We start from the raw sequence: 25620 nt of genomic DNA on the forward strand, positions 1-25620 counted from the left end.
ATGGGAGAAATGCCGTGAAGACTATACAACAGATTATCAGAGAAATGGATTCAAAAAAAAATGAAAAATGCATTTTTTTGTGAACATCCTATTGAACTATTTGATATCAGTGGTTTAGATGATAAGCCCTTAGGTGAAATTACCGAAACAAAGAAACGGACAATAGTAGAAATGGACATTCCCATAAAACTATGCATACCAGTTATGGAGATATGGATGTAGCCATTCCAAGGGATCGTAATGGTGATTATGAATCACAGCTGATTAAAAAATATCAAAATACCGTAACTCAGGACATGGAAGAAAAAATACTTTCCATGTATGCTAAAGGTGCAGTATTTATTTTGTTACTTTCTGGGTGTAGTAAAAGTAACAAAATAAATGATACTTGGTTTACATAATTATTATTAATCTTACTTTACAAATTACTTTACAAAAATTTTGAGTAATTGACCGAAAAACACCGATTTAGACAGATCTCACAAATATGAACAAACCCCATATTTATGCGGTCTACAGCGGTAGACAGCAAGAGAGGTGTCCAGCTAAAGGGACGCCCCATAAGTAACAAAATACCTTCTCCAAAAGAGACAGTCGTTCGGTGACTGTCTCTTTTATTATATATATGCAGGTTTTGTTGTATTTGGGTAGTTAAGATATGTTTTATTTTGTTGCCTAATCTCTTGAAAAGTATTAATATAAAAAGAGTATGTGTATGTGCAAGGGAGATTTTATTGTATGGTGGAAAAGAAAACCAATGGGCAGAAGATACACGAGTATGTATATAATGTTAAGCCTGTATTAAATAAAGGTGGACTGTTTGCGGACGGAAGCAAGTACTATGTCAGCCCACAGGAGCCGGATGCGGATCAGGATGTGAAAGTCAGATTCAGAACCACAGCCGATAATGTGGATGAAGTATTTCTTATATATAATGAAGAAAAAGTACAGATGACAAAGGAGAGCTCCAACAGGATATTTGATTTTTATAATGCGACTATACCCGGAGGTCTGCCATTCATAAGATATCATTTTGAAATACATTCAGGAAGAGTTACATGCTTCTATGACAAACTGGGACCTACGAAGCAGAACGACAGAGAGTACGACTTTGAGATATGTCCGGGATTCAAGGTACCGGAGTGGGCAAAGGGCGCGGTATTCTACCAGATATTTGTGGACAGGTTCTGCAACGGCGATTTGTCCAACGATGTGTTGGACAATGAGTATGCGTATATAGGTGCTGGTTCAGTACAGGTGAAGGATTGGAATCAGAGGCCGAGCACTATGGATGTGGGACGTTTCTATGGCGGGGATCTGCAGGGTGTCATGGATAAGCTTGATTATCTGCAGGATCTGGGCGTGGATGTAATATACCTGAACCCTATATTCGTATCACCGTCCAACCATAAGTACGATATACAGGATTATGATTATGTCGATCCTCATTTTGGAAGAATAGTTGACGATGAGGGCGACTGCCTTCCAGGAGGTTGTCTTGAGAACAAGCAGTCGCCAAGATATATAAACAGAGTTACAAATAAAAAGAATCTTGAGGCCAGCAATCAGCTCTTTGCCGAGCTGGTTGAGGAGATACACAAGCGTGGCATGAAGGTCATCCTTGATGGAGTGTTCAATCACTGCGGTTCATTCAACAAATGGATGGACAGGGAGTGCATATATGAGAACCAGGAGGGCTATGAGAAGGGTGCATTTGTATCGAAGGACAGCCCCTACAACACTTTCTTCAAGTTCTACAATGACAATGCATGGCCATACAATACAACATATGATGGCTGGTGGGGGCATGATACCCTGCCAAAGCTCAACTATGAGGATTCACCTAAATTAGTTGAGTACATCATGAAGATAGCGAAAAAATGGGTGTCACCTCCATATAATGCAGATGGATGGAGACTTGACGTGGCTGCGGATCTGGGACATTCCCCAGAGTACAACCACCAGTTCTGGCGCGAGTTCAGGAGAAATGTTAAAGAGGCAAATCCGAATGCGATAATTTTGGCTGAGCACTATGGTGATCCAAAGAGCTGGCTGAAGGGTGACCAGTGGGATACGGTCATGAACTATGATGCATTCATGGAACCTATCACATGGTTCCTCTGCGGTGTTGAAAAGCACAGCGACGAGTTCCGCGGAGATCTGCTTGGCAACTACGATGCATTTAAGGGTGCTATGAACTATCACATGTCCAGATTCCTTAGACCATCGATAGACGTGTCCATGAATGAGCTGTCCAACCACGACCATTCCAGATTCCTTACGAGAACCAACAGAAAGGTCGGACGACTTCACACCATGGGAGCGGATGCTGCTGATCAGGGCGTGGACAAGGGAATATTCAGACAGGCTGTTGTGTTCCAGATGACATGGCCGGGGGCTCCTACCATATATTATGGGGATGAGGCTGGTGTGTGCGGCTGGACAGACCCTGATAATAGAAGAACCTATCCGTGGGGACACGAGGATCAGGAGCTTATACAGTTCCACAAAGACATGATAAAGATACACAAGTCGTATGAGGCTCTTAAGTCGGGTTCTGTATTATATCTCCACGGCGGACACAAGATGCTTTGCTATGGAAGATTTACGGACAACAAGCAGGTGGTTGTCATCATGAATACGAATTATGAGGATGTGGATCTGAAGCTTCATATCCGTCAGATAGGCGTGTATAATCACTCGATTCTCAGAAGAGTGATGCTGACAAATGAAGAAGGCTATACGTTAGAGCCACAGGACTATATGGTGGAGCACAATGTGCTCACGATCAAAGCACCTAAGATGAGTGCCATGGTGCTTGTAAGAGCATAAAAATCTAATAGAATATATAGTATATATTAAAAAATCTCCGAAAAAGATTTGAATTTGTGACAAACAGCAGGTGTTTCTTTTTCGGAGATTTTTGTGTATAAACAGGCGATTGATAAATGCTTTTGTAAGCTTGAAGTATAAGAGACTTAAACCACAGGTTGAATGAAAAAATAGGGATATGTGTGTATAGTGATATAAAGTGTTCAATAGGATATGAGGTGGTAAAAGATGGGAATATGGTTTGGAACTACAGAAAGCAAGGGTCCATACGGATATATGTGTACAGGCCTTTTATATTCGAAAGACGGAGATAATACGTTTGCACTGAATAAGCTGGTGCTGGTTATTGTTGATATGACGTTAAAGGAGTGTATAGAGAGGTCATTATACACTGACATGTATGAATATTCGCCAGATGAGATAATTGAAAAGGATGGGGCACACTATTGTAAATCCTTCATGGGCGATGATATCCCGATATTGAATTACGATAAGCTGAACATTCCGCAAAGGCTTGAGTGCAAAACCGGAATTCCGGTTGGAACAGGTAACAGGATTGCCAGAAGCGAAGTGGATGTATGGGGTGAGAAATACAGAGAGCTGTATGCTTTTCTGCTTGACTTTGATAAGGATACTATGACAGGCAAAGTTTTAGGCTTTGATGGACTAGGCAAGATATTTAGACAAAGGATGAATCCGACAGAAGGGACAGATTCTGATGACAGACTGATCCGTATTCGTGCCTCATATATAAATAGCTACCTGAATTTCAGCTATTATAAAGATGAAAACGGGGAAATTGTATGTGAATATACGCCGATATGGACACAATAGATAAAATAGTAGCATAAAGGGGAAAAAGTATAATGAGAGTATTGCTTTTACTTAGGGGATCTGCCGGATGCGGCAAGTCCACGTGGATCGAGAAGAATAATTTAAAGCCTTATACGCTGTCGGCGGATGATATAAGACTTCTGTGCCAGAGCCCTGTGCTGCAGGTGGATGGCACACATGGGATAAGTCAGAAGAATGATGCTGCTGTGTGGAAGACATTGTTCAGTCTTCTTGAGACGCGTATGCAGAAGGGCGAGTTCACGGTTATAGATGCCACGAACTCCAAGACATCTGAGATGAACAGATATAAGAGCATGTGTGAGACATATAGATACAGAATATACTGTGTTGATTTCACAGATATCCCGATAGAAGAGGTAAAGCGGAGAAATGCAGGCAGGGATGAGATAAAGAGAGTGTCAGATGATGTCATAGACAAGATGTACTCCCGGTTTAAGACACAGAAGATACCTGCGGGCATCAAGGTCATTAAGCCGGATGAGCTTGACATCATCTGGATGAAGCTCAGAGATTTCTCAGAGTATAAGAGAATCCACCACATAGGTGACGTGCACGGCTGCTACACGGCGCTTATGAAGTATCTGGATGAGAATGGCGGAATAAAGGATGATGAGTTCTACATATTTGTCGGTGATTACATAGACAGAGGTGTGGAGAATGCGGAGGTCGTGAACTTCCTCATCTCCATAAAGGACAGGAAGAACGTTCTCATGCTCGAGGGCAATCATGACAAGTGGCTTTGGCTTTGGGCAAATGAGTGCACAGGCAGGTCAAGGGAGTTTGAGCTTGTCACAAGACCAATCCTCGAGAACGCGAATGTGAACAAGAAGGATGTGAGACAGTTATACAGAAAGCTGGGACAGTGTGCTTACTACAGCTATGATGGCAATATATATCTTGTTACGCATGCGGGACTCAGCGTGGTTCCCGACAATCTCACATTTGTGGCAACTGATCAGATGATACACGGTGTCGGAGATTACAACGACTTCGAGAAGATAGCTCAGACATTCTACGAGAAGATGCCGGAGAATTACTATCAGATCCATGGACACAGGAATACCAAGCAGCTCCCGGTCAGGGTGAACGACAGAGTGTTCAACCTTGAGGGAAGAGTCGAGTATGGCGGAGACCTCAGATGTGTTCAGGTGGATGCTGATGGAATCCATGAGATAGAGATCCACAACGATGTGTTCAAGGCACCTGAGATACAGGAGGAGCAGACCGTTACCACAAGCTCTGTTGCAGATGTGATCATTTCCTTGCGGGGGAACAGGTACATACAGGAGAAGACATTTGGTAATATTTCGTCATTCAACTTCACGAGCAAGGCATTCAATGACAGGGTGTGGGATGAGCAGACCACAAAAGCAAGGGGCTTGTACATTGACACATTCAAGGGAAGAGTCGCAGCGAGGGCGTATGACAAGTTCTTTAATATCAATGAGCACCCTGAGACAAAGTTTGATATGCTGCAGAATAAGCTGCAGTTTCCGGTGACTGCCTATGTCAAGGAGAACGGTTTCCTGGGACTCGTGAGCTACGATGAGTACAACGACGATCTGTTGATAGCGAGCAAGTCCACTATAGAGGGTCCATTCGCCGGCTGGCTGAAGGATATGATATATGAGAAGGTGACACCGGAGAATATAGAGAATATGAAGCGGTTTGCGAAGGACAACAATGTGACATTTGTATTTGAGTGTGTTGATATGAAGCATGATCCTCACATCATAGAGTACCCGGAGAGCAATCTGTATCTGCTTGATATAGTTTACAACCAGATAAACTATGCAAAGTACGATTACGATGCGATGTGTGATACAGCCCACCGGTTCGGCCTGACACCAAAGAAGAAGGCTTGCGAGCTTGCAACCTGGCAGGAGTTCTATGACTGGTACTATGATATCCTTGAGGATGATTACGAGTATAACGGCAGAGTCATAGAGGGATTCGTCATCGAGGACAGCGCCGGATATATGACAAAGCTCAAGCTTGCATATTATAATTTCTGGAAGCTTATGAGGACAATATCCCATGAGGCGATCAGAAACGGATATATCAAGAGGACTTCAGCACTCACCACCCCTCTTGCAAATGAGTACTATGCGTGGGTGAGAAAGCTTCACGATACAGAGGATCCTGCAAATGTTCCGAGGGATATATGCACGCTTAGAAGATGGTTTTATAATGACAAGAAGCAGGCGGAAGGCGATAGCCTGATATAGGTGATCATAAGAGGTAACACGTTGAATGCTTGACGGGTTATATCATGGCAGCAGCCTGACATAGATAATTATTCGGGCTTCTGTATACAGTTTCATTGTACGTTGAGTAGGAACGAGAGGTGGTATTGTATGATATTTTATACGTCCGATCTTCATTTTGGACATGCAAATGCTATAAAATTTGATGAGAGACCATTTACAGATGTGGATGATATGGCTGATGGAATGATACATAACTGGAACAGCAGGGTAGGAAAGAATGATACAGTGTATATTCTCGGGGATTTCTGCTTTAAATTAAAAGATCCGGAGCCGATCCTTGCAAGACTTAAAGGACGCAAACACCTCATTATTGGCAATCATGATCAGGTAATAATGGGAAGTGAGAAGCTGCAGTCCTACTTCGACGATATACAGAAGATGGACTATGTGAGCGACAGAGGCAAGCTGATAGTCATGTGTCACTTCCCGATAGCTGAGTGGAATAAGAAGAAAAGCGGGGCATACCATTTCTATGGACACATCCACAAGAGCAGTCCCGAAGTGTACAGCTTCATGACCAGTCAGGGACGTGCTTACAATGTAGGCTGCATGATCAACAACTACATGCCATGCACCGCCGACGAGATCATCCGAAATAACGAAATATATCAAGCCAGATTACAGTCAGGATAATCTGTGGATAATTGATGCTATGTAGAAAGATGTCAGCAATCAGTAAATCAGATTTTCAAAGGTTGCCATTCCTAATTATGAAAATAATAAATGACATATAGTGCAATTTAATGCTATAAAAAACCAGCCCATAGGTGTTAACGAAAAAGTAGATTACCTCCGGGGAATAGAATAAAAAGCCGATGCAGCAGTGCCAGAAATCGGTAGCGCAGACTTTTCTGTATCAGCATTTTCTTGCTAAGTCGCAGGCCTCACAGCCCTTATCGAGGCCGGAGACGCATGCAGATAGAAAATGCTGAAGCAGGAAGAGGTCAAGCGTGATTTCAGACACTGCTGCATCGGCTTTTTCTGTTCCCTCGGAGGGGCACAACCTTCCGTCAGCACCTATGGGCGTCCGTCAACTAATTCCTCGGCGGCAGCGTAATGTAGTTCCTGTCAGATGGTTGGAACAGCTTTGGCCTGAAGTCCTCCTTGGTGAGTTCGAATATGGAGTGGGACACCAGGAAGTAGTAAGCTTCCACAGCTTGATCTACATCGATGTTCGTGATCTCCGGGCTGTTAAGGTAACCCTTGATGGCTACGGTGAGACCCATGACAAGATACTTACATATAATGAGAGGAGACAGCATAGGGTTGGATGGAATCTGATCGGTGTCGAATATCTTCAGGTGTTCCTTGAAGAAGCTAGTGAACTGCTCGATCATGACCTGCTCAAAGCTGTTCTGTCCGGTTGTCTCGAAAAGCTTTCTGTAAAGCTTTGCTTCATTGATAATGTGGGTGAAAAGGTACTTGATCGCTTCTAGGATCATGTTGTGTTCCAGCAGGACTTCAAGCTCCTTTGTCACTTCATTGTAAAGCATATAGTCCATCAGTTCGTATTTGTCTTTGAAATATCTATAGAAGATAGGTCTTGATATACCCACATCCTCAGCAATCATAGTAACTGTAATTTTCTCGAAAGAATACTCATTTACAAGCTTTTTAAAGCTTCTGATAATTTTGTCTTCTGTCTTTTCTTCGCTTAGATTTGGCACTTCCCAAACCTCCTTTTTAGTCTATATATGACAGTTCCAAGTGAATCTGTTTATCAGATGTATGACCAAATGTTCCAATTTTGAATATGTGTTCATACGTTTGTTACAGATTACCATATTTGTAACAAAATGTAAACGTTTTCGTATTTTGAGTAGTTTATTAAAAAAAAATCAGGTTGTATAATCCACCACAGAATAGAAAAAGGAGATGTTATGGCTATGTTAAAACTAGGAGAAAAGATAGTAAGTGCGAGAGTCGTGATACTGATCCTCGGCTTCATTCTTCTCATACCAGCGGCATACGGGTATATCAAGACCAAGGTAAACTACGATATTCTGTCATATCTTCCTAAGGATATCGAGACAATGGTAGGTCAGGATATACTGGTTGACCAGTTTGGTACAGGAGCCTTTTCACTGTACGTTGTGGAGGGTATGGAGGATAAAGAAGTATCCGCACTGAAATCAAAGATTGAAAATGTAGACCATGTGTCAAAGGTTATCTGGTACGACAGCTTTGCTGATCTGTCGGTTCCTAAGGATATGCTTCCTGAAAAACTGTATAACGCATTTAACAATGACGACAAGGATGCCACCATGATGGCGATCATATTTGATGATACAACTTCTGCTGATAGCACTATGGATGCTATTGAGGAGATACGAAAGATATCGGATAAGCAGTGCTTTCTTTCTGGTATGTCAGCGGTTGTTGTAGATACAAAGAAGCTGTCTGAGAAGGAAACCCCAATATATGTTCTGATAGCGGTGATCCTCAGCAGTATAATCCTTGCGATCACCATGGATTCGATCATGATACCGGTACTGTTTCTGGCAAGTATAGGTATGGCGATCGCATACAACCTGGGTTCAAATATATTTATGGGTCAGGTGTCCTACATAACAAAGGCGCTGGCTGCGGTACTTCAGCTCGGTGTAACAATGGATTACTCGATCTTCCTGTGGCACAGCTACAAGGCACAGCAGAAGGAGTATACGGATAAGAAAGAAGCTATGGCGCATGCGATCGCTGAGACTATATCATCTGTTGTGGGAAGCTCCATAACAACAGTTGCTGGATTTGTGGCACTGTGTTTCATGAGCTTCACACTCGGACTTGATCTTGGTATCGTCATGGCAAAGGGTGTTGTTTTCGGAGTTATCGCCTGTGTAACGATACTGCCATCTCTCATCCTTGTGTTTGACAAGGCAATAGAAAAGACAACACATAAGGTAATACTTCCTGAGTTTAAGGGAGTAGGAAAATTCATAGCTAAGCACTACAGGATATTCTTGGTATTGTTTGTGATCATCCTGATCCCGGCAATATATGGATACAATCATACAAAGGTTTATTACAAGCTGGATTCATCGCTTCCGGACAGCCTGGAGAGCGTGCAGGCCAACACAGAGCTGGCTAAGGAATTCAATATGAATTCAACACATATGATACTTGTCACAAATGATCAGAGTGATAAGGACACACGAAATATGATGTCGGATATTGAGAATATAGATGGTGTAAAGTTCTGTCTTGGACTTGACAGCATCATCGGTTCAGGAATCCCATCGAACTTCATCCCTTCGGAGGTGACAGAGGCACTTAAGAGTGATGAGTGGCAGTTGATACTTGTTGGTTCTGAGTATGAGGTTGCATCGGATGAGGTCAACAACCAGTGTACTGAGATAGAGAAGACTATAGATTCATACAACGATAAAAACATGCTTGTCGGTGAGGCACCTTGTACAAAGGATCTTATCAGGATAACAGATAAGGATTTCGCCTCAGTAAGTGCAGTTTCAATCGGTGCTATATTCCTCATCATACTCTGTGTATTCGGTTCAATATCACTTCCAATAGTGCTTGTTGCCGTCATAGAGTTTGCGATATTTATCAACATGGGTATTCCTTGCTTTACAGGAACCGAGCTTCCATTCATAGCGTCAATAGTAATTGGAACTATCCAGCTGGGTGCTACGGTCGATTACGCGATACTGATGACTACCAAGTACAAGAGAAATAGACTTGGCGGATACAGAAAGTTTGATGCGGTTGCAACTGCATGTCAGGAGTCAGTACAGTCAATAGTTGTCAGTGCGCTTTCGTTCTTCGCTGCAACATTTGGCGTAGGTCTTTTCTCAGACATAGACATGATCAGTGCACTGTGTACACTTATGGCACGAGGTGCACTCATAAGTATGTGTGCTGTTATCCTGATGCTTCCATCAGCACTGATGCTCTTCGATAAGATCATCATGTTCAGATACAGAAAGAACCTGATCGATGGACCATCTGCTGATGCCGGCAAGGACACAGTTCAGGCATAAGCTGGTTAATATAGAAACAACGTAGTACGCAGAATCCGCTACATGGATTCTCACATATATTATGGAAAGAGGTAATAACATGATCAAGTGGAAGAAATATATGTGTGTTGCGCTGTCAGCAGCAATGATGGCAACACTTACGACCGGATGTGGAGATACATCAAATGACAGTACAACTACAGACAAGGCAGAGGCTACAACAGAGAGCGATTCAGATACACTTCAGGATGCCCTTGCAGCTGAGATATCAGCAGACGATTCAGATGACGCTGACAAGGAGGAGACAGTGTACGTCCTCGCAGATGCAGATGGTACAGCAAATGATGTCACGGTATCCACATGGCTGAAGAACGCCGATGGCTCAGAGGGGCTTAACGACAAGACCAATCTTTCAGATATTGAGAACGTGAAGGGTTATGAAGGCTATAAAGATAATGGTGATGGAACTATTACCTGGGCGGCAAATGGATCAGACATCTATTATCAGGGAAAGTCAAGTGAGAAGCTTCCTGTTGATGTGAAGATCACATATAAACTTGACGGCGAGGAGATAGAGCCTTCAGAGCTGGCTGGCAAGAGCGGTAAGGTAACGATCAGATTTGATTATACAAACAATACTAAGCAGACTGTAAAGGCTGGTAGTAAGAACAGCGAAGTCATATCACCATTTGTAATGCTTTCAGGAATGATCCTTCCGGTAGACAAATTCTCAAATGTACAGGTTGAGAACGGAAAGGTCATCTCAGAGGGAAGCAACCAGATCGTAGTCGGATATGCGGTGCCTGGATTTAAGCAGTGCCTGCAGAAAGGAATAGATGACAGCAAGATACAGACAGCTATAGACAATATAGATGTTCCTGACTACGTTGAGGTTTCCGCAGATGTAACAGACTTTGAGCTTGCCATGACAATGACAGTTGCAGCAAGCGATCTGCTTGACTCAGATGCAGAGGATGCAATAGATGAGGTAAAAGATAAGGCTGATATCAGCGATCTCTCATCCAGTGCAGATAAGCTCGGAAGCTCAGCAGATCAGCTTGAGGAAGGCTCAGGAAAGATTACAAACGGACTTGAGACACTCAAGGATGGAACATATTCACTCAAGAATGGTGCGGAGACACTGGCAAATGGTGCTGCTTCACTCAAGGATTACACAAGCCAGCTCGCAGATGGAACCTCAAAGATATCGTCGGCCATGGATTCATTGGATGCAGGTATCACTTCTATAAAGACAGGTTCAGCAGCATTGAACGATGGTGCGAAGACACTTGCAAGTGGAGCAAAGACACTGGATACGAGTATTGGTACACTCCAGACAGGTGCAGATACACTTAACTCAGGAGTTAAGGAACTTCAGGCTGGATTTGCCGGAGATTCCAACAGTGTAGGTCTGTCAAAGGGCGCAAGTTCACTCGCATCTGGAGTAAAGACAGCATACGATGGATCACAGGCTCTTGCAAAGGGTGCATCTGATATTAAGACAGGTGTTGATACTCTGATAACAATGATGAAAGGAATGCCGACACAGGTTGTAACTCAGGCAGAAGCAAATGTATATAGCCAGCTTAGCGGAAATATAACAAGTGAGGCAGGAATAGATGCAGCAATGGCACAGATAGAGCAGGCACTTCCTATGGGCCAGGCGGCATATGATGCATATGTTCAGCAGGAAGGCGCATACGCGCAGCTGATAGAGCAGTACAATGGACTTGCACAGGCAAAGGGTGCTCTCAATGCCATAGATCAGATAGGGGAATCTCTCACAGCTACAATCACAGATGAAAAGACAGCCACCCAAATAAAGTCATTGCAGGATGGAGCGGCAACACTTGACACCAAGATGGGTGAACTTTCGGCAGGACTTAAGTCTGCAAATGACGGTGCAGCAACACTTTCAGCAGGCGTTGACAAGGCTTACACAGGAGTGAAGGCTTTGGCAAGTGGAACTGGTGATCTTGCTGCCGGAGCAAAGGCCTTGAAGAATGGTTCAAAGAGCCTGAGCGATGGAGCGGCATCATTATCGAAAAATATGAACACTCTCTATCAGGGAAGCTTGACGCTTGCGACAGGCAGTGGTGAACTTAAGACTGCTGCGAGCACACTTGATACGAGCGCAGGGCAGATTGCTGATGGCGCAAAGTCACTCAGTGAAGGTGCAGACCAGCTCAACTCAGGTTCAAAGACACTCGACAGTGGAGCAGATAAGCTTGTATCCGGATCAAAGACGCTCAGTGATGGCATGAAGCAGTTCAACGAGGACGGTATCAAGAAGATCACAAAGCTGTTTGCAGGAAACTATCAGGAAGATATAGACTACATCGAGGCACTGTTCTCAGATGATGCAAAATACACGAGCTTTGGCGGTGCTATAGATGGAACAAAGAGTACTGTAAAGTTTATATATGAGACCGCAGCGATCAAGGCAGATGATAAATAATCTTTGTGTTGACTTTAATGTGACCGTAGGTTATAGTATAAGCGTCCATGAGGGCAATGGTAACATTTACTATATTTTAGGAGGAATTTGAACATGTTTGATAAGGTTAAGGCAATATTCGAGGAGCAGTTAGGAGTTTCACAGGACGAGATGAAGCTTGAGACAAACTTCAAGGATGATCTTGGTGTAGATTCACTTGATCTGTATGAGATCGTTATGAAGCTTGAGGACGAGTTCGATGTTGAGATCCCTGCTGAGGAGCTCGATGATGTAGCTACATTTGAGGATGTACTTAACTACCTTAAGAGCAAGGGTGTTGAGGAGTAATCAGTAGATAATAGTACGACTAAGACATTTTGAGTAGTTCTCATTCGGAGATATTGCTAACTGAACAGATTGGACTGTTTTGAATACATTGTTATTCAAAGTTGTCATGTATCGGACATGACATAACTTTGGTAGCCAGCCAGGACGCCTGTCCTGACTGACCATCCAAGGCTATGGGATGATTTAAGGATAATATTTCACTATTGTTAATATAGCAGGTGTGTACAGTGATGCACATGTGCTTTTTTTATGCCCATTTATTTACCATAATGGCAAAGGGGACAGGTACCTCCGTCCCCCGGTTCGTGAGATGCTAAACCGTAAGGCAGGAATCAGCGGATAACCCTGGCGTCCTGCCGGGATATATCCGCTTGCGATTTGCCGGACCCTGTTCTATAATAGGGGATGGCTGACATGTATTAAGAATATGTCAGGACAAAAAGACTGGTGCAATTCAGTACAGGCAGATCACAATGATGTACGAATGTAAAACAATTACAAAATATAATAAAGGCGGTAAAAAGAATGGGTAAGACAGCAGTTATATTCCCAGGCCAGGGCGCACAGTATGTGGGCATGGCAAAGGATTTTTATGACAACTTTGAGGACAGCAAGAAGGTATTTGACGAGGCGGATGAGGTTCTGGATATAGAGCTCAAGAAGACATGTTTCGAGGAGAATGACGACATCAACAAGACAGAGTACACACAGCCGGCTATGGTTGCAGCGGAGGTTGCCATATATGAGCACCTGAAGAACGCAGGCCTCAAGGCTGATGTATTTGCGGGACTCTCACTCGGAGAGTACAGCGCGCTTGTTGCAGCAGGAGCGATGACTCTCGCTGACGGAATCAAGACAGTTAGAAGAAGAGGTATCCTCATGCAGAACGAAGTACCTCTTGGAATGGGTGGAATGGCAGCAGTCATAGCTATGGACGCTGACAAGATCGCTGAGATATGTGAGAACACACCTGGCAAGGTACAGATAGCAAACTACAACTGTCCTGGACAGATAGTTATCTCAGGTGAGGCAGAGGCTGTTAAGGCTGCATCAGCAGCACTTGCTGAGGCTGGAGCCAAGAGAGTTATCCCACTCAACGTAAGCGGTCCATTCCACTCACAGATGCTTGTCCCAGCAGGTGAGAAGCTTTACGACTTCCTTCAGGATATCAAAATAGCAGATGATTTTGCACCTTACTACTGCAACGCAGATGCGGAGAAAATCACAGACGCAGCAAAGGTTAAGGAGCTCCTGAAGAGACAGGTGTACTCATCAGTAAGATGGCAGCAGACAATAGAGAACATGATAGCTGACGGCGTTGACACATTTATCGAGGTTGGTCCGGGCAAGACTCTCACAGGCTTCATGAAGAAGATCAACAGAGAGGTAAAGAGTATAAATATTGCAACTGTAGACGATTTAGCGAAATTGGAGGAACTGAATGCTTAAGGATAAGGTAGCAGTGGTAACAGGTGCCGGAAGAGGTATTGGACGTGAGATAGCAAAGACATTTGCCGGATATGGCGCAAAGGTAGTAGTAAACTTCAACGGCTCAGAGGAGCGTGCAAACAGCCTGGTTGAGGAGATCAAGGCAGAAGGCGGAGAGGCAGTGGCTTTCAAGGCAAATGTGGCAGATTTCGCTGAGGCTGAGGCTCTCATGAAGTTTGCAGTCACTACATATGGAAGAATAGACATTCTCGTGAACAATGCGGGAATCACAAGAGACAACCTTGTGCTTGGCATGAAGGAGGCTGATTTCGATGATGTTATCAATATCAATCTCAAGGGTACATTCAACTGTATCAAGCATGTGTACAGAACCATGATGAAGCAGAAGTATGGACGTATCATCAACATGTCATCAGTAGTCGGAATAGAGGGAAATGCAGGTCAGGTGAATTATGCAGCGTCAAAGGCAGGCGTGATCGGCATCACCAAGTCTATAGCAAAGGAGCTTGGAAGCCGTGGAATCACAGCAAATGCCATAGCACCAGGATTTATCAAGACAGACATGACAGATGCACTCTCAGACAAGGCAAAGGAGGCTATGCTTGACCATATCACAGTCAAGAGACTCGGTGAGGTTTCAGATATCGCTGAGACAGCGGCATTTTTGGCTTCAGACAAGGCATCATACATAACAGGCCAGGTCATAAAGGTCGATGGCGGCATGAGTCTGTAATCTTTAATGGCCATGACACAAAATAAAACAGGGTATAATCAAAAACGATGATACCCTGTTTTATTTTTTATATTTTCTGGCACGGCACTGGAACCTGCCATGAAGTTGAGCCTATGATATATCATATAATTATTGTATTTTTTTAGACTAACGGAGAGTGAGAAGATGAAAAGGATATTTGCTGTATTGGCGATGCTAGTGTGTGTAATAGGTGGAATAACTGGAATATTACTTTTAGGAAACGATGAAGGAGATGATGTTTCGACTAAAAAGGTACAGGACGCAGCCGGCGGAGATCATGGGATTACAGAAATAAGTTCCAAAGAAAGTGTAAATACTGAAAAAAAGCCAGTCGATACGACAGAGACCACAGAGGATGCTGTTTCTGAGCTGGTCGATAAAACCATGGCGGAGATGAGTCTTCACGACAAGGTGTGTCAGATGATGTTTGTCACACCTGAAGGACTGACAGGTACAGATGATGTCATGGTGGCTGGTGACGCTACAAAACAGGCACTCCAGGCTTACCCTGTTGGGGGAATAATTTACTTTGCCAACAACTTTGACAATGTGGATCAGACCAGGGATATGATATCCAACACACAAAGCTACAGTAAGATAGGTTTGTTTATTGCGACCGATGAAGAGGGCGGCAGAGTAAACCGGATTATGGATACACTGGGGACTACGTATATAGGCCCCATGTATGATTACAAGGATGATGGACCGGATGCTGCATTTGAAAATGCAAAAACCATAGCATCAGATATGTCAGCACTCGGGTTCAACCTGGACTTTGCGCCGGTTGCCGATGTGTGGTCAAACCCGGACAACACGGTGATCGGAGACCGAGCATACAGTGATGACTATGCCCAGGCTGCAGAGCTTGTCGGAAGTGCGGTGAAGGGATTTCAAGATGGAGGCGTGATATGCACTCTCAAGCATTTTCCGGGACATGGAGACACTGCGGAGGATTCACACTACAGCAGCGCGTATGTCAACAGGACAAAGGCACAGATAATGGCGGATGAGATGCAGCCGTTTAGGACCGGGATCGATGCGGGGGCAGAACTGGTCATGGTCGGTCATCTTATAGTTCCTGATATAGATGAGCTTCCGTCTACACTGTCGTATAAGATAGCCACGGAAATGCTCCGCGGAGATATGAAATTTGACGGCGTAGCCATAACGGATTCCATGGAGATGGAGTCCATTGCAGACAATTATGGTGTGGCGGACTCGGCAGTCATGGCAGTTCAGGCCGGAATGGATATGCTGCTTCAGCCCGCGGATCTTGCGGTTGCAGTCAATGCCATCGTGACAGCAGTTCAAAATGGCGATATCACAGAGCCCCGTATCGATGAGAGCGTCCGGCGGATACTCACTCTCAAGGCTGAGCGGGGGCTTCTGGAGTAGCTGGAGGATCGTCTCGGAGCGCGCCAACATAGTATTGAACATAGTATTGAATACTATTTATCCTTGTTATATATATCACATTGTGGTAAAATTTATATATCTGGGACGCAGAAGGTACTAAGAAGTGCATACGGGCCACCGGGCAATGTTCGATGGCGTATAGACAAAAGGACTGCTGCCGGCAGTCCTTTTGTGTTGCAAATATGAAAATATGAGGTATGAGATGAAGAGAGTTGTTGTAACAGGAATGGGTGCAGTTACACCTATAGGAAACAGTGTAGAAGAGTTCTGGGAGAATATAAAGAAGAATACAGTTGGAATCGGAGAGATCACCAAGTTTGATGTCAGCGATTACAAGTGCAAGCTTGCCGCTGAGGTGAAAAACTTTGATCCAAAGCAGTACATGGATCCAAAGGCAGCAAGACGTATGGAGCCATTTTGTCAGTATGCCATAGCAGCTACAGGCGAGGCGATCAAGGATGCAGGTCTTGACCTTGAGAAGGAAGACAGAACAAGGATAGGAACATGTATAGGAAACGGACTTGGCGGTGTGGCAACCATAGAGAAGGAGCACAAGAAGGTCGTAGAGGGCAAAGCGAACAGGGTCAGTGTAATGATGGTTCCTATGATGATATCCAACATGGCTGCGGGTAATGTTGCAATACAGTTTGGTCTTGAGGGCAAATGTACAGACATAGTTACAGCCTGTGCTACAGGAACAAACTCTATAGGAGAGGCATACAGATATATACAGGCAGGAGAGGCAGATGTCATGGTAGCCGGAGGCGCTGAGTCACCTATCTGCGAGACAAATGTATCAGGATTTATATCAATGACAGCGCTTTCAAGCGCAGAGGATCCAATGAGAGCATCCATACCATTTGACAAGGATAGATGCGGATTTGTAATTGCCGAGGGTGCCGGCGTGGTAGTACTTGAATCCCTTGAGCATGCACAGGCGAGAGGTGCTCAGATACTTGCTGAGGTAGTAGGTTATGGCTCAACATGTGACGCATATCACATCACATCCCCTAAGGAGGATGGAAGCGGCGCAGGTCGTGCCATGAAGCTTGCCATGGAAGAGGCAGGAATCTCACCTGCTGACGTTGACTATATCAATGCTCATGGAACAAGCACGCATCACAATGATCTGTTTGAGACGAGAGCTATCAAGTATGCTATGGGCGATGATGCATACAATGTGAATATCAATTCCACAAAGTCTATGATAGGACATCTGTTTGGAGCTGCCGGTGCAGTTGAGTTCATCACATGCGTGAAGTCCATAGAGGATTCATACATCCATCCAACAGTTGGTCTCCGTGAGACTGAGGGTGAAATGGATCTTAACTATACAATGGGTGAGGGTGTTCATAAGGACATTACATATGCACTCAGCAACTCACTGGGATTTGGCGGACACAACGCAAGTATCCTTGTAAAGAAGTTTGAGGCATAGGACAGCAAAAAGGAGGGTTACAGTTATGTATGAGAACAAGAATATGCTCAGCTGGCTTGGATATTTTGCAGATATGATGAAGGTCAGCCCTGAGAAGATAAAGATGCTGAATATATGTGGAAAGCAGAAGAATGTTGTTCCAACTATAGACACGCACAAGAGGGTACTGATATTTGCCGATGAGAGTCATGAGGATCTTCTCTACACACTGTGGGAGAAGGGATTTGGCGAGTATGACATGTGGTATGCCGAGGGAATTGAGCCTGGCGGCGAGGTACATCACGACAAGATAGAGAAGGTGCTCAATAAAAAGATAACAGGACCAACAGCTATATTTATCATGAACGAAAAGACCAGAGAGTCTGTAAGATATGGAATAGCAAACGATTTCTTCTCAGCAGGTACGGTTCACTATGTTGGCAAAGAGATACGTGCAGTTATCATGAGTCTGCTTGACGTTGACACACACGATACGATCCTTGCACTTCAGGCTGAGAGTATTGTCATAGAGGCTGCCATAGTTGCCAGCGAGGGCAATATCATAGCAGTGGAGCCGGATGAAGGCTCTAGACGTTCCATGGAAGAGAATGTGGACAAGTTTGGCGTACATAATGTCCAGATCATCCCAGATATGAGCGAGGAGACCTTGGCAGCGATACCTGTTCCAAGGCTTGCGTTTATAGTTGCCAACCATTATCTTGAGTCTGATATGGAGAGACTTTTGAAGATCAATCCGGAGATGCAGTTCGTCATATATACTCTTGATCTTGGTATACTTGCCCAGGCAAAGCTTATATTTGACAAGCTGGGGATAAAGAATATGGAGGCAATTCAGATATCCGTATCCAAAACAAATAAGGATAATATGTTCGTGACACAGCCATCACCTTGGCTTATCACAGGTGCGGCTGAGAAATAAACGGATTATTAGAAGCTGTAACGAAATATAATAGTAACAAACTATAATAATAAGAACAAATGCCAAAAGAGACTGATTGATATGTAAGAGCTTATGAGATCAGTTCCTTCTGGCATTTGTTTTTTTTATTCGTGATCAGCCGTTAGCAGCAATGTGCTGGCACTGTGTTGGATATTTTAAGAAATAGGCGGCATCCGGGTGTCCTGAAGTCTGATTATGCCAAGGATAGTTCCGAGGCATATGATGTCGCTGGTGAGATAAATGGATTTGTCACATCTGCTGACAGCTTCAAGGTATGGTGAACCGTCGCGCTCGGTGTACTTGCGGATCATCTCAACGCCGTCCTCGTTGAGAAATACTGCGATGTCACCCAATCTTGGAAAATCCTTCTCCACTGCAAGTAAGTCATCCTTCATATATATAGGATGAAGCATGTTAGTGGTGAGGCGCAGGCAATAATCTGCTGTTGGAAAATAATCAGCAGGCATGTCTATGAATTCTGTTGCGTGTGTAGAGTAGTCGGTGTTGGAAGCCAGCGTGTGAGTTGACGAGATACATGGTATCTTTCGTGTGCTGGCAGTGGAATTCCTGCCTGGAAGCTGGCGCTGCATGTGGTCCTCAGAGTCCGCCATGAGCATGACCATGTTCTTGCCATGTATGTTGAGAGTCCTGAATTTGCTCAGAAGATAGAGCTCTTCGTGTGTCAGACTCTGGCGATGCAGAAAACCGTCCATGGTGCAGCCTAGTGCATCCGCAATAGAAATCATAAGCTGTATTCCCGGACTCTTGGTCTTGCCGCTCCTGATTGCTTTTATCGTATCCTCAGAAATGCCAGTCATATCGGCAAGTTGGCTGATAGTTACACCTTTTTCAGCCATGACATCTTTGAGTCTGTATCCTATATCGTAATAATCTCCCATATATACCCACCTCATAAAAAAATCTAAAATTTGTAAAAATGCACTGAGATATGCAAATTATACAAACAGATATATCTATTATATATAGAAGAAATGCAAATGTCCATATCAAAGTGTAAAAAACTACACCAGCGCGCATATTGCCGGTGCGCACTGGTGTAGAAACATCTCTTCCATTTGTCTTGCAAATAGGTATAATAGAAGTATCTGTTACATCGAGAGATGACAAGGGGGTCATTTTCTACAACGATCTGTCACAATGGGGGTGACGGATTTCGGCAGAGGGAACAAGGCTATCACATACCGAGCGTTGGGCGTCGATATGAAGATAGTCTTTTTTCGTGGGCTGGGGACGGCTGTGTATTTTTCGGGAACAAGTAATCATCTGCTATATATGTGGTATCACGCTCTACTACCCTCACTTCGGTTTGCTTCTTATCCCAGGGGGTGTTTGGGATTGGGTATAGGGAAAATATTGTAGTAAATAAAGCTGAATTCTGAGTGAAATAGAAAAACGGTGCGTTACAAAACACAGTTGCGTATAGATTTAATGCTGTTGCTTAGAGTGGTTTGAATGGAATTGACAGAAGTTTGCTGATTATAAACTAAATGTTAAAATTATTAAAAAAGTATAAACTGGTGATACGCTAGGTTTTATGCGGGTTTCTTGCGAAAACTGTAACAAAAACAAGTTTTTGTTATAAAAAACAATACAAATATAAAAAATGATTAAAATATGACTATAAGGGCAAATAAATGACTTTAAATTTGTTTTGAATGGTGCTAAAATACGCAAGCAAGGAGCGAGAGAGCTCGTAAATAAAAAAATAGGGGATTATGACCGTATGAATGTAGTATTTTTTGATGTAGACGGCGTACTGAATTCAGAAAAATTCCTGTGTGATAAACAAGGGGAGTTTATAAATCCAAAGAATGTGGCGAATCTTAAAATGATAGTTGATGCCACACAGGCTAAGCTGGTTATGACCAGTGACTGGAGAAAACAGGTGATCGATAAGGATGTCAGTAAAGCACATGTAAGAGAACTGATAGGCAGACTTGCTGATGCTGGATTGGAAGTTTATGGGGCAACTCCTTCAGGGGATGAACTTAGAAACAAGTATGGCAATTATACCAGAGCATGTGCGGTCAAGGAGTATGTGACCGCCAATTCCGTGGAAGGATATGTCATATTGGATGACATGGATATGGACTGGGAGATTCATGGTCTTGATTCTCATTGGATCAATACGGAGAATGTACTTGTGGGGTTGACTGAGGCAGATGCCAGGAATGCTGTTTCCATAATAAATGGATAACGGCATCATGACATATAATAAACAGTGCGAAAGGAAGTGATGTCTTACGGATCTGGCAGAAGAGTTATCCAATGAACTCCAATGCAAAACAGTATTTACAATACCAATATTTGGTGGGATACCGGTAACAGAGTCCGTGGTGGTAACATGGATCATTATGGCGGTACTTGTGTTGTTATCTATCATACTTGTAAGGAATCTCAAGGTTGAGAACCCTGGCAAGAAACAGCTTGTGCTGGAGACCATAATAACGACCTTTAACAATCTGTTCAAAGGTGTTATCGGAGAGGCTGGAATGAAGTATGTTCCATATCTGATAACGGTTATTCTGTACATTGGTATGGCCAACATCATGGGTGTGTTTGGATTTAAACCACCGACAAAGGATTTGAATGTGACAGCCTCGCTTGCCATCATGAGTATAGTTCTCGTGCAGGTGGCAGGAATAAGAGGAAAGGGAACAAAGGGCTGGGTCAAGAGCTTTGCAGAGCCGGTAGCAATAGTTGCACCGCTTAATGTGCTTGAGCTTGTCATCAAGCCGCTGTCGCTGTGTATGCGACTATTTGGTAATGTTCTCGGAGCATTCGTCATTATGAAACTGATAGAGGCAGTAGTTCCACTCATTGTCCCTATCCCACTCAGCCTGTATTTTGATTTCTTTGATGGATTCTTGCAGGCATTTGTATTTACTTTCCTGACTACGCTTTACATGCAGGAAGCGATGGAGTAAAGATTATTTGAAGTTTAAAATGAAAATAAGAAGGAGAAAATGATATGAACGGATTATTAGCAATTGGAGCAGGTATAGCAGCATTAGTAGGACTTGGAGCAGGACTTGGAATCGGCCTTGCAACATCAAAGGCAGTTGAGGCTGTAGCAAGACAGCCGGAGGCAGACGGAAAGATCACAAAGCTTCTTATCATCGGTTGTGCCCTTGCAGAGGCAACAGCTATCTACGGTTTCGTTATCGGACTTCTTGCAATCATTCTTCTTAAATAATCAGATTTTAGGTCAGATGGATATTTTGATATAAATATCTAATAGAAATCTGGAGTTGCAGAAGAGATGCAGATTCATCTGTATATGCAGATAACAGAAACAGAAAGATAGGAGTGGCTATATGATTGATATAGAATTTTCTACAATAGCATTCACCATTATCAACTTAATAGTTCTGTTTCTTCTTTTGAAGAAGTTCTTGATTGGACCGATCAACGATGTCATCAAGAAGAGAGAAGATATGATCGCTGGCAATATATCGGATGCCAACAATCAGAAGGCTGAAGCGATGAAGCTCAAGGCACAGTATGAGGATACCCTTGCAGGGGTTGATGCAGAGTGCAGAGAACTTCGAGAGAAATCCCGTGTGGAGGCCAAGAATGAGTATAGCCGTATTATAGATCAGGCTGATGCAAAGTCAGTCAAGATGATAAAGGATGCGGAGAAGACCATAGAGATCAAGCAGAACAAGGCACTTTCTGATATGCAGTCACAGATCGCAGAGCTTGCAATGGCAGCAGCCGGCAAGATAGTGGGCGGTGAAGGTGATGCGGCATCAGCAGGTTCAGCCATGTATGATGACTTTTTAAATGAAGTGAATAAAGCAGGTGATTCAGGTGACGCAGAAGGCAATTAATTACGGAATTGTCCTCTATCAGCTTGGAATCAGTCAGGACATGGTGGAGGAGATAAAAGCGCTGGTGGATGAAAATCTGGAGTTGGCAGATGCGCTGGCAAGTCCGGTGGTAGAGCATGCAGAAAAGCGCAAAGTCATTGACAGAGTATTTGACAGATTTGGCAGTAAGGAACTTGTCAATTTTATGAAAACTCTGTGTGACAATGATGGATTTGACATGATAAATGATATATTTGACGAGTATGAGAAGTATGCCAGAGAGCAGCAGGATATCCTTTCGGCAACTCTCTATTATGTCACACCGCCAACTGATAAGCAGAAAGCAGGTATCGAGGACTTCCTTATGAAAGAGTATGGAAGCAAGGCGGTACAGCTTTCCATGGTGGAGAAAAAAGAATTGATAGGTGGATTTGTCATAAGAACGGGAGACCGTGAGTACGACAGAAGCATTCTGGGCAGGTACAAATCCCTTAGACAGAAACTGGTTATGAGGTGATAAATTGAGTTCAATTAGTTCAGAGGATATTATTTCTATACTCAAAGAAGAGATAGAGAATTATGATTTTGACTCCAGGGACAAAGAAGTCGGCAAGGTCATCTATGTAGGTGATGGAATTGTAACCGTATACGGTATAGACAATGCCATGTACGGAGAGATCGTCGTCTTTGAGAATGGCGTCAAAGGTATGGTTCAGGATATCAGAAGAACAGAGATAGGATGTATTCTGTTCGGTCGTGATACAGGAATCAAGGAAGGAACAAAGGTCAGCAGAACAGGCAAGCGTGCAGGTATCCCTGTAGGCGATGCATTTGTCGGACGTATAGTTGATGCTCTTGGAGCACCTATAGATGGAAAGGGCAGCATAGAGACAACTGATTATCGCCCTATTGAGAATCCGGCACCAAGCATAGTTGATCGTAAGTCGGTCAACCAGCCACTTCAGACAGGAATCCTCTCAATAGATGCCATGTTCCCTATAGGTAGAGGACAGAGAGAGCTGATCATAGGAGACAGACAGACAGGTAAGACATCCATAGCGATAGATACCATTTTGAATCAGAAGGGTAAGGATGTCATCTGTGTATATGTGGCTATAGGCCAGAAGGCTTCAACCATAGCAAAGGTTGTAAACAACCTGAATAAATACGATGCGATGGACTACACGATAGTCGTTGCATCTACAGCAAGTGATTCAGCACCACTTCAGTATATCGCGCCTTATTCAGGCACAGCGATCGCGGAGTATTTCATGCATAAGGGCAAGGATGTGCTGATCGTGTACGATGATCTGTCAAAGCACGCAGTTGCTTACAGAACATTGTCACTGCTTCTCGGACGTTCACCAGGACGTGAAGCATATCCTGGAGATGTATTCTATCTCCATTCAAGACTTCTTGAGAGATCAAGTAAGCTTAAGGATGAGCTGGGCGGAGGTTCCATCACAGCACTTCCTATTATCGAGACACAGGCAGGTGATGTATCTGCTTATATACCTACAAATGTCATATCTATCACAGATGGACAGATATTCCTCGAGAGCGATCTGTTCTTCTCAGGTATGAGACCTGCTGTCAACGTTGGTCTGTCGGTATCACGAGTTGGTGGTGCAGCGCAGACGAAAGCGATGAAGAAGGCCGCAGGAAGTATCCGTATCGATCTGGCACAGTACAGAGAGATGGAGGTGTTCACACAGTTCAGTTCAGATCTGGATGAGAACACCAAGGAACAGCTGCAGTACGGCAAGGGACTTATGGAGCTTTTAAAGCAGCCTCTGTGCAATCCGCTGTCAATGGCAGAGGAGGTTATCATCCTGGTAGCAGCTACAAATAAAGTATTCCTTCCAGTAGAGGTTTCGGAGATCAAGAAGAAGAAACTTGAGATGCTTGAGTTCTTCCACAGTGCCCACAAGGATATCGTGGATGAGATCGAGGAGAAGCAGGTGCTTACTGATGAGCTGAAGGACAAGATAGTCGCAGCTGCTAAGGAGTTTATCGAGAGATAGATTTCAGAAGAAATTAGAAGATTCGTTGAGAGGTGATTTGATTGGCAAATACCAAAGAAATCCAGAATAGAATAAAGAGTATCAAGGATACTCAGAAGATCACCAATGCAATGTATATGATCTCATCTTCCAAGCTGAAAAAGGCCAGGACAGATCTTGAGAATACGGAGCCGTATTTCTACACACTTCAGGTTGCCCTTGCCAGAATGCTCAGACATGTTCCTGAGATGGAGCACTTGTACTTCGACAGTAGAGAGGGAATCAAGGAAGAGGACAGAAGACGTGGATATCTTGTGATCACCGCCGATAAAGGTATGGCAGGAGCTTACAACCACAATGTAATCAAAATAGCTGAGCAGGAGCTTGCAGCCCACCCGAACAGTGAGCTGTATGTAGTCGGCCAGGTTGGAAGACACTACTTCGCCAAGAAGGGAGTGCCTATAGATATACATTTCCAGTATACAGCGCAGAATCCTAGTCTTCACAGAGCCAGAGTCATAGCGGACAAGATGCTTGAAAACTATGAGAACGGCGATATAGATGAAGTATACATCATATATACCAACATGAAGAGCAGTGTGGTCGTGGAGCCACAGATGATACAGCTTCTCCCTATGAAGAGAACTGACTTCGCAGGCGTTCCTGCGGATGTGTTCCACGAGGAGATCACCATGGAGCCTTCACCTAAGGCGGTGCTTGACCGAATCGTGCCAAACTGCGTCATGGGATATATATACGGTGCTTTGGTAGAGTCCTTCTGCAGTGAGCAGAACAGCCGAATGATGGCGATGGACTCAGCCACAAAGAGTGCCAAGGAGATGCTAGATGATCTCAATATCAAATACAACAGAGCAAGGCAGGCAGCCATAACCCAGGAGATCACCGAGATCGCCGGTGGCGCCAGAGCTCAAAAAGATAGAAGTTAATTTATATATGTAGATAGGTGGATGCGAAACTCGTAAACTTGAGTGCGGATGAGGTGTTTGTGTTGCCAAGCAGGGGAATTTGAGGTCGCCGGTCCTTAGGTGGCGCGCGTTATGCGGCACCTAA

General features: G+C 43.9%; 21 protein-coding genes and 1 pseudogene. 20 read left to right on the forward strand and 2 right to left on the reverse strand.

Annotated elements, in window-relative coordinates; genetic code table 11:
* Nucleotides 1-137 precede the first annotated feature (137 nt).
* The 5 genes and pseudogenes from NQ536_RS01150 to NQ536_RS01170 form a co-directional block, all read left to right on the forward strand.
* A pseudogene (locus tag NQ536_RS01150) lies at nucleotides 138-332 on the forward strand (transposase); the annotation flags it as partial.
* 406 nt (nucleotides 333-738) lie between these two features.
* Nucleotides 739-2832, forward strand: a complete 2094-nt coding sequence (locus NQ536_RS01155; RefSeq protein WP_004852033.1) for a glycoside hydrolase family 13 protein — start codon at nucleotides 739-741, stop codon at nucleotides 2830-2832.
* A 228-nt stretch (nucleotides 2833-3060) separates the two neighbouring features.
* Entirely contained in the window at nucleotides 3061-3666 is a 606-nt protein-coding gene (locus tag NQ536_RS01160) for a hypothetical protein (RefSeq protein WP_004852031.1), read from the forward strand.
* Nucleotides 3667-3698: 32 nt separating this feature from the next.
* Nucleotides 3699-5915 (forward strand): RNA ligase, encoded by a 2217-nt coding sequence (locus NQ536_RS01165; protein ID WP_004852030.1) that lies wholly within the window; start codon nucleotides 3699-3701, stop codon nucleotides 5913-5915.
* 129 nt (nucleotides 5916-6044) lie between these two features.
* On the forward strand, nucleotides 6045-6590 hold the full coding sequence (locus tag NQ536_RS01170) for a metallophosphoesterase family protein (protein WP_004852029.1): 546 nt from the start codon (nucleotides 6045-6047) through the stop codon (nucleotides 6588-6590).
* Nucleotides 6591-6991: 401 nt separating this feature from the next.
* Here the strand turns inward: NQ536_RS01170 and NQ536_RS01175 are convergent, their stop codons facing one another.
* Nucleotides 6992-7624, reverse strand: coding sequence for a TetR/AcrR family transcriptional regulator (locus NQ536_RS01175; RefSeq protein ID WP_004852025.1), 633 nt, complete (start codon nucleotides 7622-7624; stop codon nucleotides 6992-6994).
* 219 nt (nucleotides 7625-7843) lie between these two features.
* Here NQ536_RS01175 and NQ536_RS01180 point away from each other — a divergent pair, with 219 nt between their 5' ends.
* The 8 genes from NQ536_RS01180 (at nucleotide 7844) to NQ536_RS01215 (ending at nucleotide 18692) form a co-directional block, all read left to right on the forward strand.
* Entirely contained in the window at nucleotides 7844-9952 is a 2109-nt protein-coding gene (locus tag NQ536_RS01180) for an efflux RND transporter permease subunit (RefSeq protein ID WP_044998198.1), read from the forward strand.
* A 61-nt stretch (nucleotides 9953-10013) separates the two neighbouring features.
* Complete coding sequence (locus NQ536_RS01185) at nucleotides 10014-12389, forward strand: hypothetical protein (protein ID WP_004852021.1); 2376 nt, start codon at nucleotides 10014-10016, stop codon at nucleotides 12387-12389.
* Between the two features lie 93 nt (nucleotides 12390-12482).
* Nucleotides 12483-12716 (forward strand): acyl carrier protein, encoded by a 234-nt coding sequence (acpP, locus tag NQ536_RS01190; RefSeq protein WP_004852019.1) that lies wholly within the window; start codon nucleotides 12483-12485, stop codon nucleotides 12714-12716.
* Nucleotides 12717-13241: 525 nt separating this feature from the next.
* Complete coding sequence (fabD, locus tag NQ536_RS01195) at nucleotides 13242-14165, forward strand: ACP S-malonyltransferase (RefSeq protein WP_004852018.1); 924 nt, start codon at nucleotides 13242-13244, stop codon at nucleotides 14163-14165.
* Entirely contained in the window at nucleotides 14158-14898 is a 741-nt protein-coding gene (gene fabG / locus NQ536_RS01200; protein ID WP_004852016.1) for a 3-oxoacyl-[acyl-carrier-protein] reductase, read from the forward strand. Before fabD ends, fabG begins: the two co-directional genes overlap by 8 nt.
* Before the next feature lie 165 nt (nucleotides 14899-15063).
* The gene (locus NQ536_RS01205; RefSeq protein ID WP_004852015.1) at nucleotides 15064-16314 is read left to right on the forward strand and encodes a glycoside hydrolase family 3 protein; all 1251 of its coding nucleotides are present in this window, start codon (nucleotides 15064-15066) and stop codon (nucleotides 16312-16314) included.
* Between the two features lie 223 nt (nucleotides 16315-16537).
* On the forward strand, nucleotides 16538-17773 hold the full coding sequence (gene fabF, locus NQ536_RS01210) for a beta-ketoacyl-ACP synthase II (protein WP_044998120.1): 1236 nt from the start codon (nucleotides 16538-16540) through the stop codon (nucleotides 17771-17773).
* A 25-nt stretch (nucleotides 17774-17798) separates the two neighbouring features.
* Nucleotides 17799-18692: a hypothetical protein gene (locus NQ536_RS01215; protein ID WP_004852010.1), complete on the forward strand. Its 894-nt coding sequence runs from the start codon at nucleotides 17799-17801 to the stop codon at nucleotides 18690-18692.
* Between the two features lie 176 nt (nucleotides 18693-18868).
* Here NQ536_RS01215 and NQ536_RS01220 read toward each other — a convergent pair whose 3' ends face one another.
* Nucleotides 18869-19612, reverse strand: a complete 744-nt coding sequence (locus tag NQ536_RS01220) for an XRE family transcriptional regulator (protein ID WP_022059291.1) — start codon at nucleotides 19610-19612, stop codon at nucleotides 18869-18871.
* Nucleotides 19613-20457: 845 nt separating this feature from the next.
* Here NQ536_RS01220 and NQ536_RS01225 point away from each other — a divergent pair.
* From NQ536_RS01225 to atpG, 7 genes are all read left to right on the forward strand, one after another.
* Nucleotides 20458-20931: an HAD domain-containing protein gene (locus NQ536_RS01225; RefSeq protein ID WP_022059290.1), complete on the forward strand. Its 474-nt coding sequence runs from the start codon at nucleotides 20458-20460 to the stop codon at nucleotides 20929-20931.
* 100 nt (nucleotides 20932-21031) lie between these two features.
* Nucleotides 21032-21661: a F0F1 ATP synthase subunit A gene (locus NQ536_RS01230; RefSeq protein WP_233419710.1), complete on the forward strand. Its 630-nt coding sequence runs from the start codon at nucleotides 21032-21034 to the stop codon at nucleotides 21659-21661.
* Between the two features lie 44 nt (nucleotides 21662-21705).
* Entirely contained in the window at nucleotides 21706-21930 is a 225-nt protein-coding gene (atpE, locus tag NQ536_RS01235; RefSeq protein WP_004852001.1) for an ATP synthase F0 subunit C, read from the forward strand.
* Nucleotides 21931-22051: 121 nt separating this feature from the next.
* Nucleotides 22052-22567, forward strand: a complete 516-nt coding sequence (atpF, locus tag NQ536_RS01240) for a F0F1 ATP synthase subunit B (RefSeq protein ID WP_004851999.1) — start codon at nucleotides 22052-22054, stop codon at nucleotides 22565-22567.
* On the forward strand, nucleotides 22548-23063 hold the full coding sequence (gene atpH / locus NQ536_RS01245) for an ATP synthase F1 subunit delta (protein WP_004851998.1): 516 nt from the start codon (nucleotides 22548-22550) through the stop codon (nucleotides 23061-23063). The genes atpF and atpH overlap by 20 nt, the downstream gene beginning before the upstream one ends.
* 4 nt (nucleotides 23064-23067) lie before the next feature.
* Nucleotides 23068-24570: a F0F1 ATP synthase subunit alpha gene (gene atpA, locus NQ536_RS01250; protein WP_004851996.1), complete on the forward strand. Its 1503-nt coding sequence runs from the start codon at nucleotides 23068-23070 to the stop codon at nucleotides 24568-24570.
* Between the two features lie 41 nt (nucleotides 24571-24611).
* Complete coding sequence (atpG, locus tag NQ536_RS01255; protein WP_004851994.1) at nucleotides 24612-25496, forward strand: ATP synthase F1 subunit gamma; 885 nt, start codon at nucleotides 24612-24614, stop codon at nucleotides 25494-25496.
* Nucleotides 25497-25620 lie beyond the last annotated feature (124 nt).

The sequence above is a fragment of the Coprococcus eutactus genome (assembly GCF_025149915.1).
GTDB classification, from domain to species: domain Bacteria; phylum Bacillota; class Clostridia; order Lachnospirales; family Lachnospiraceae; genus Coprococcus; species Coprococcus eutactus.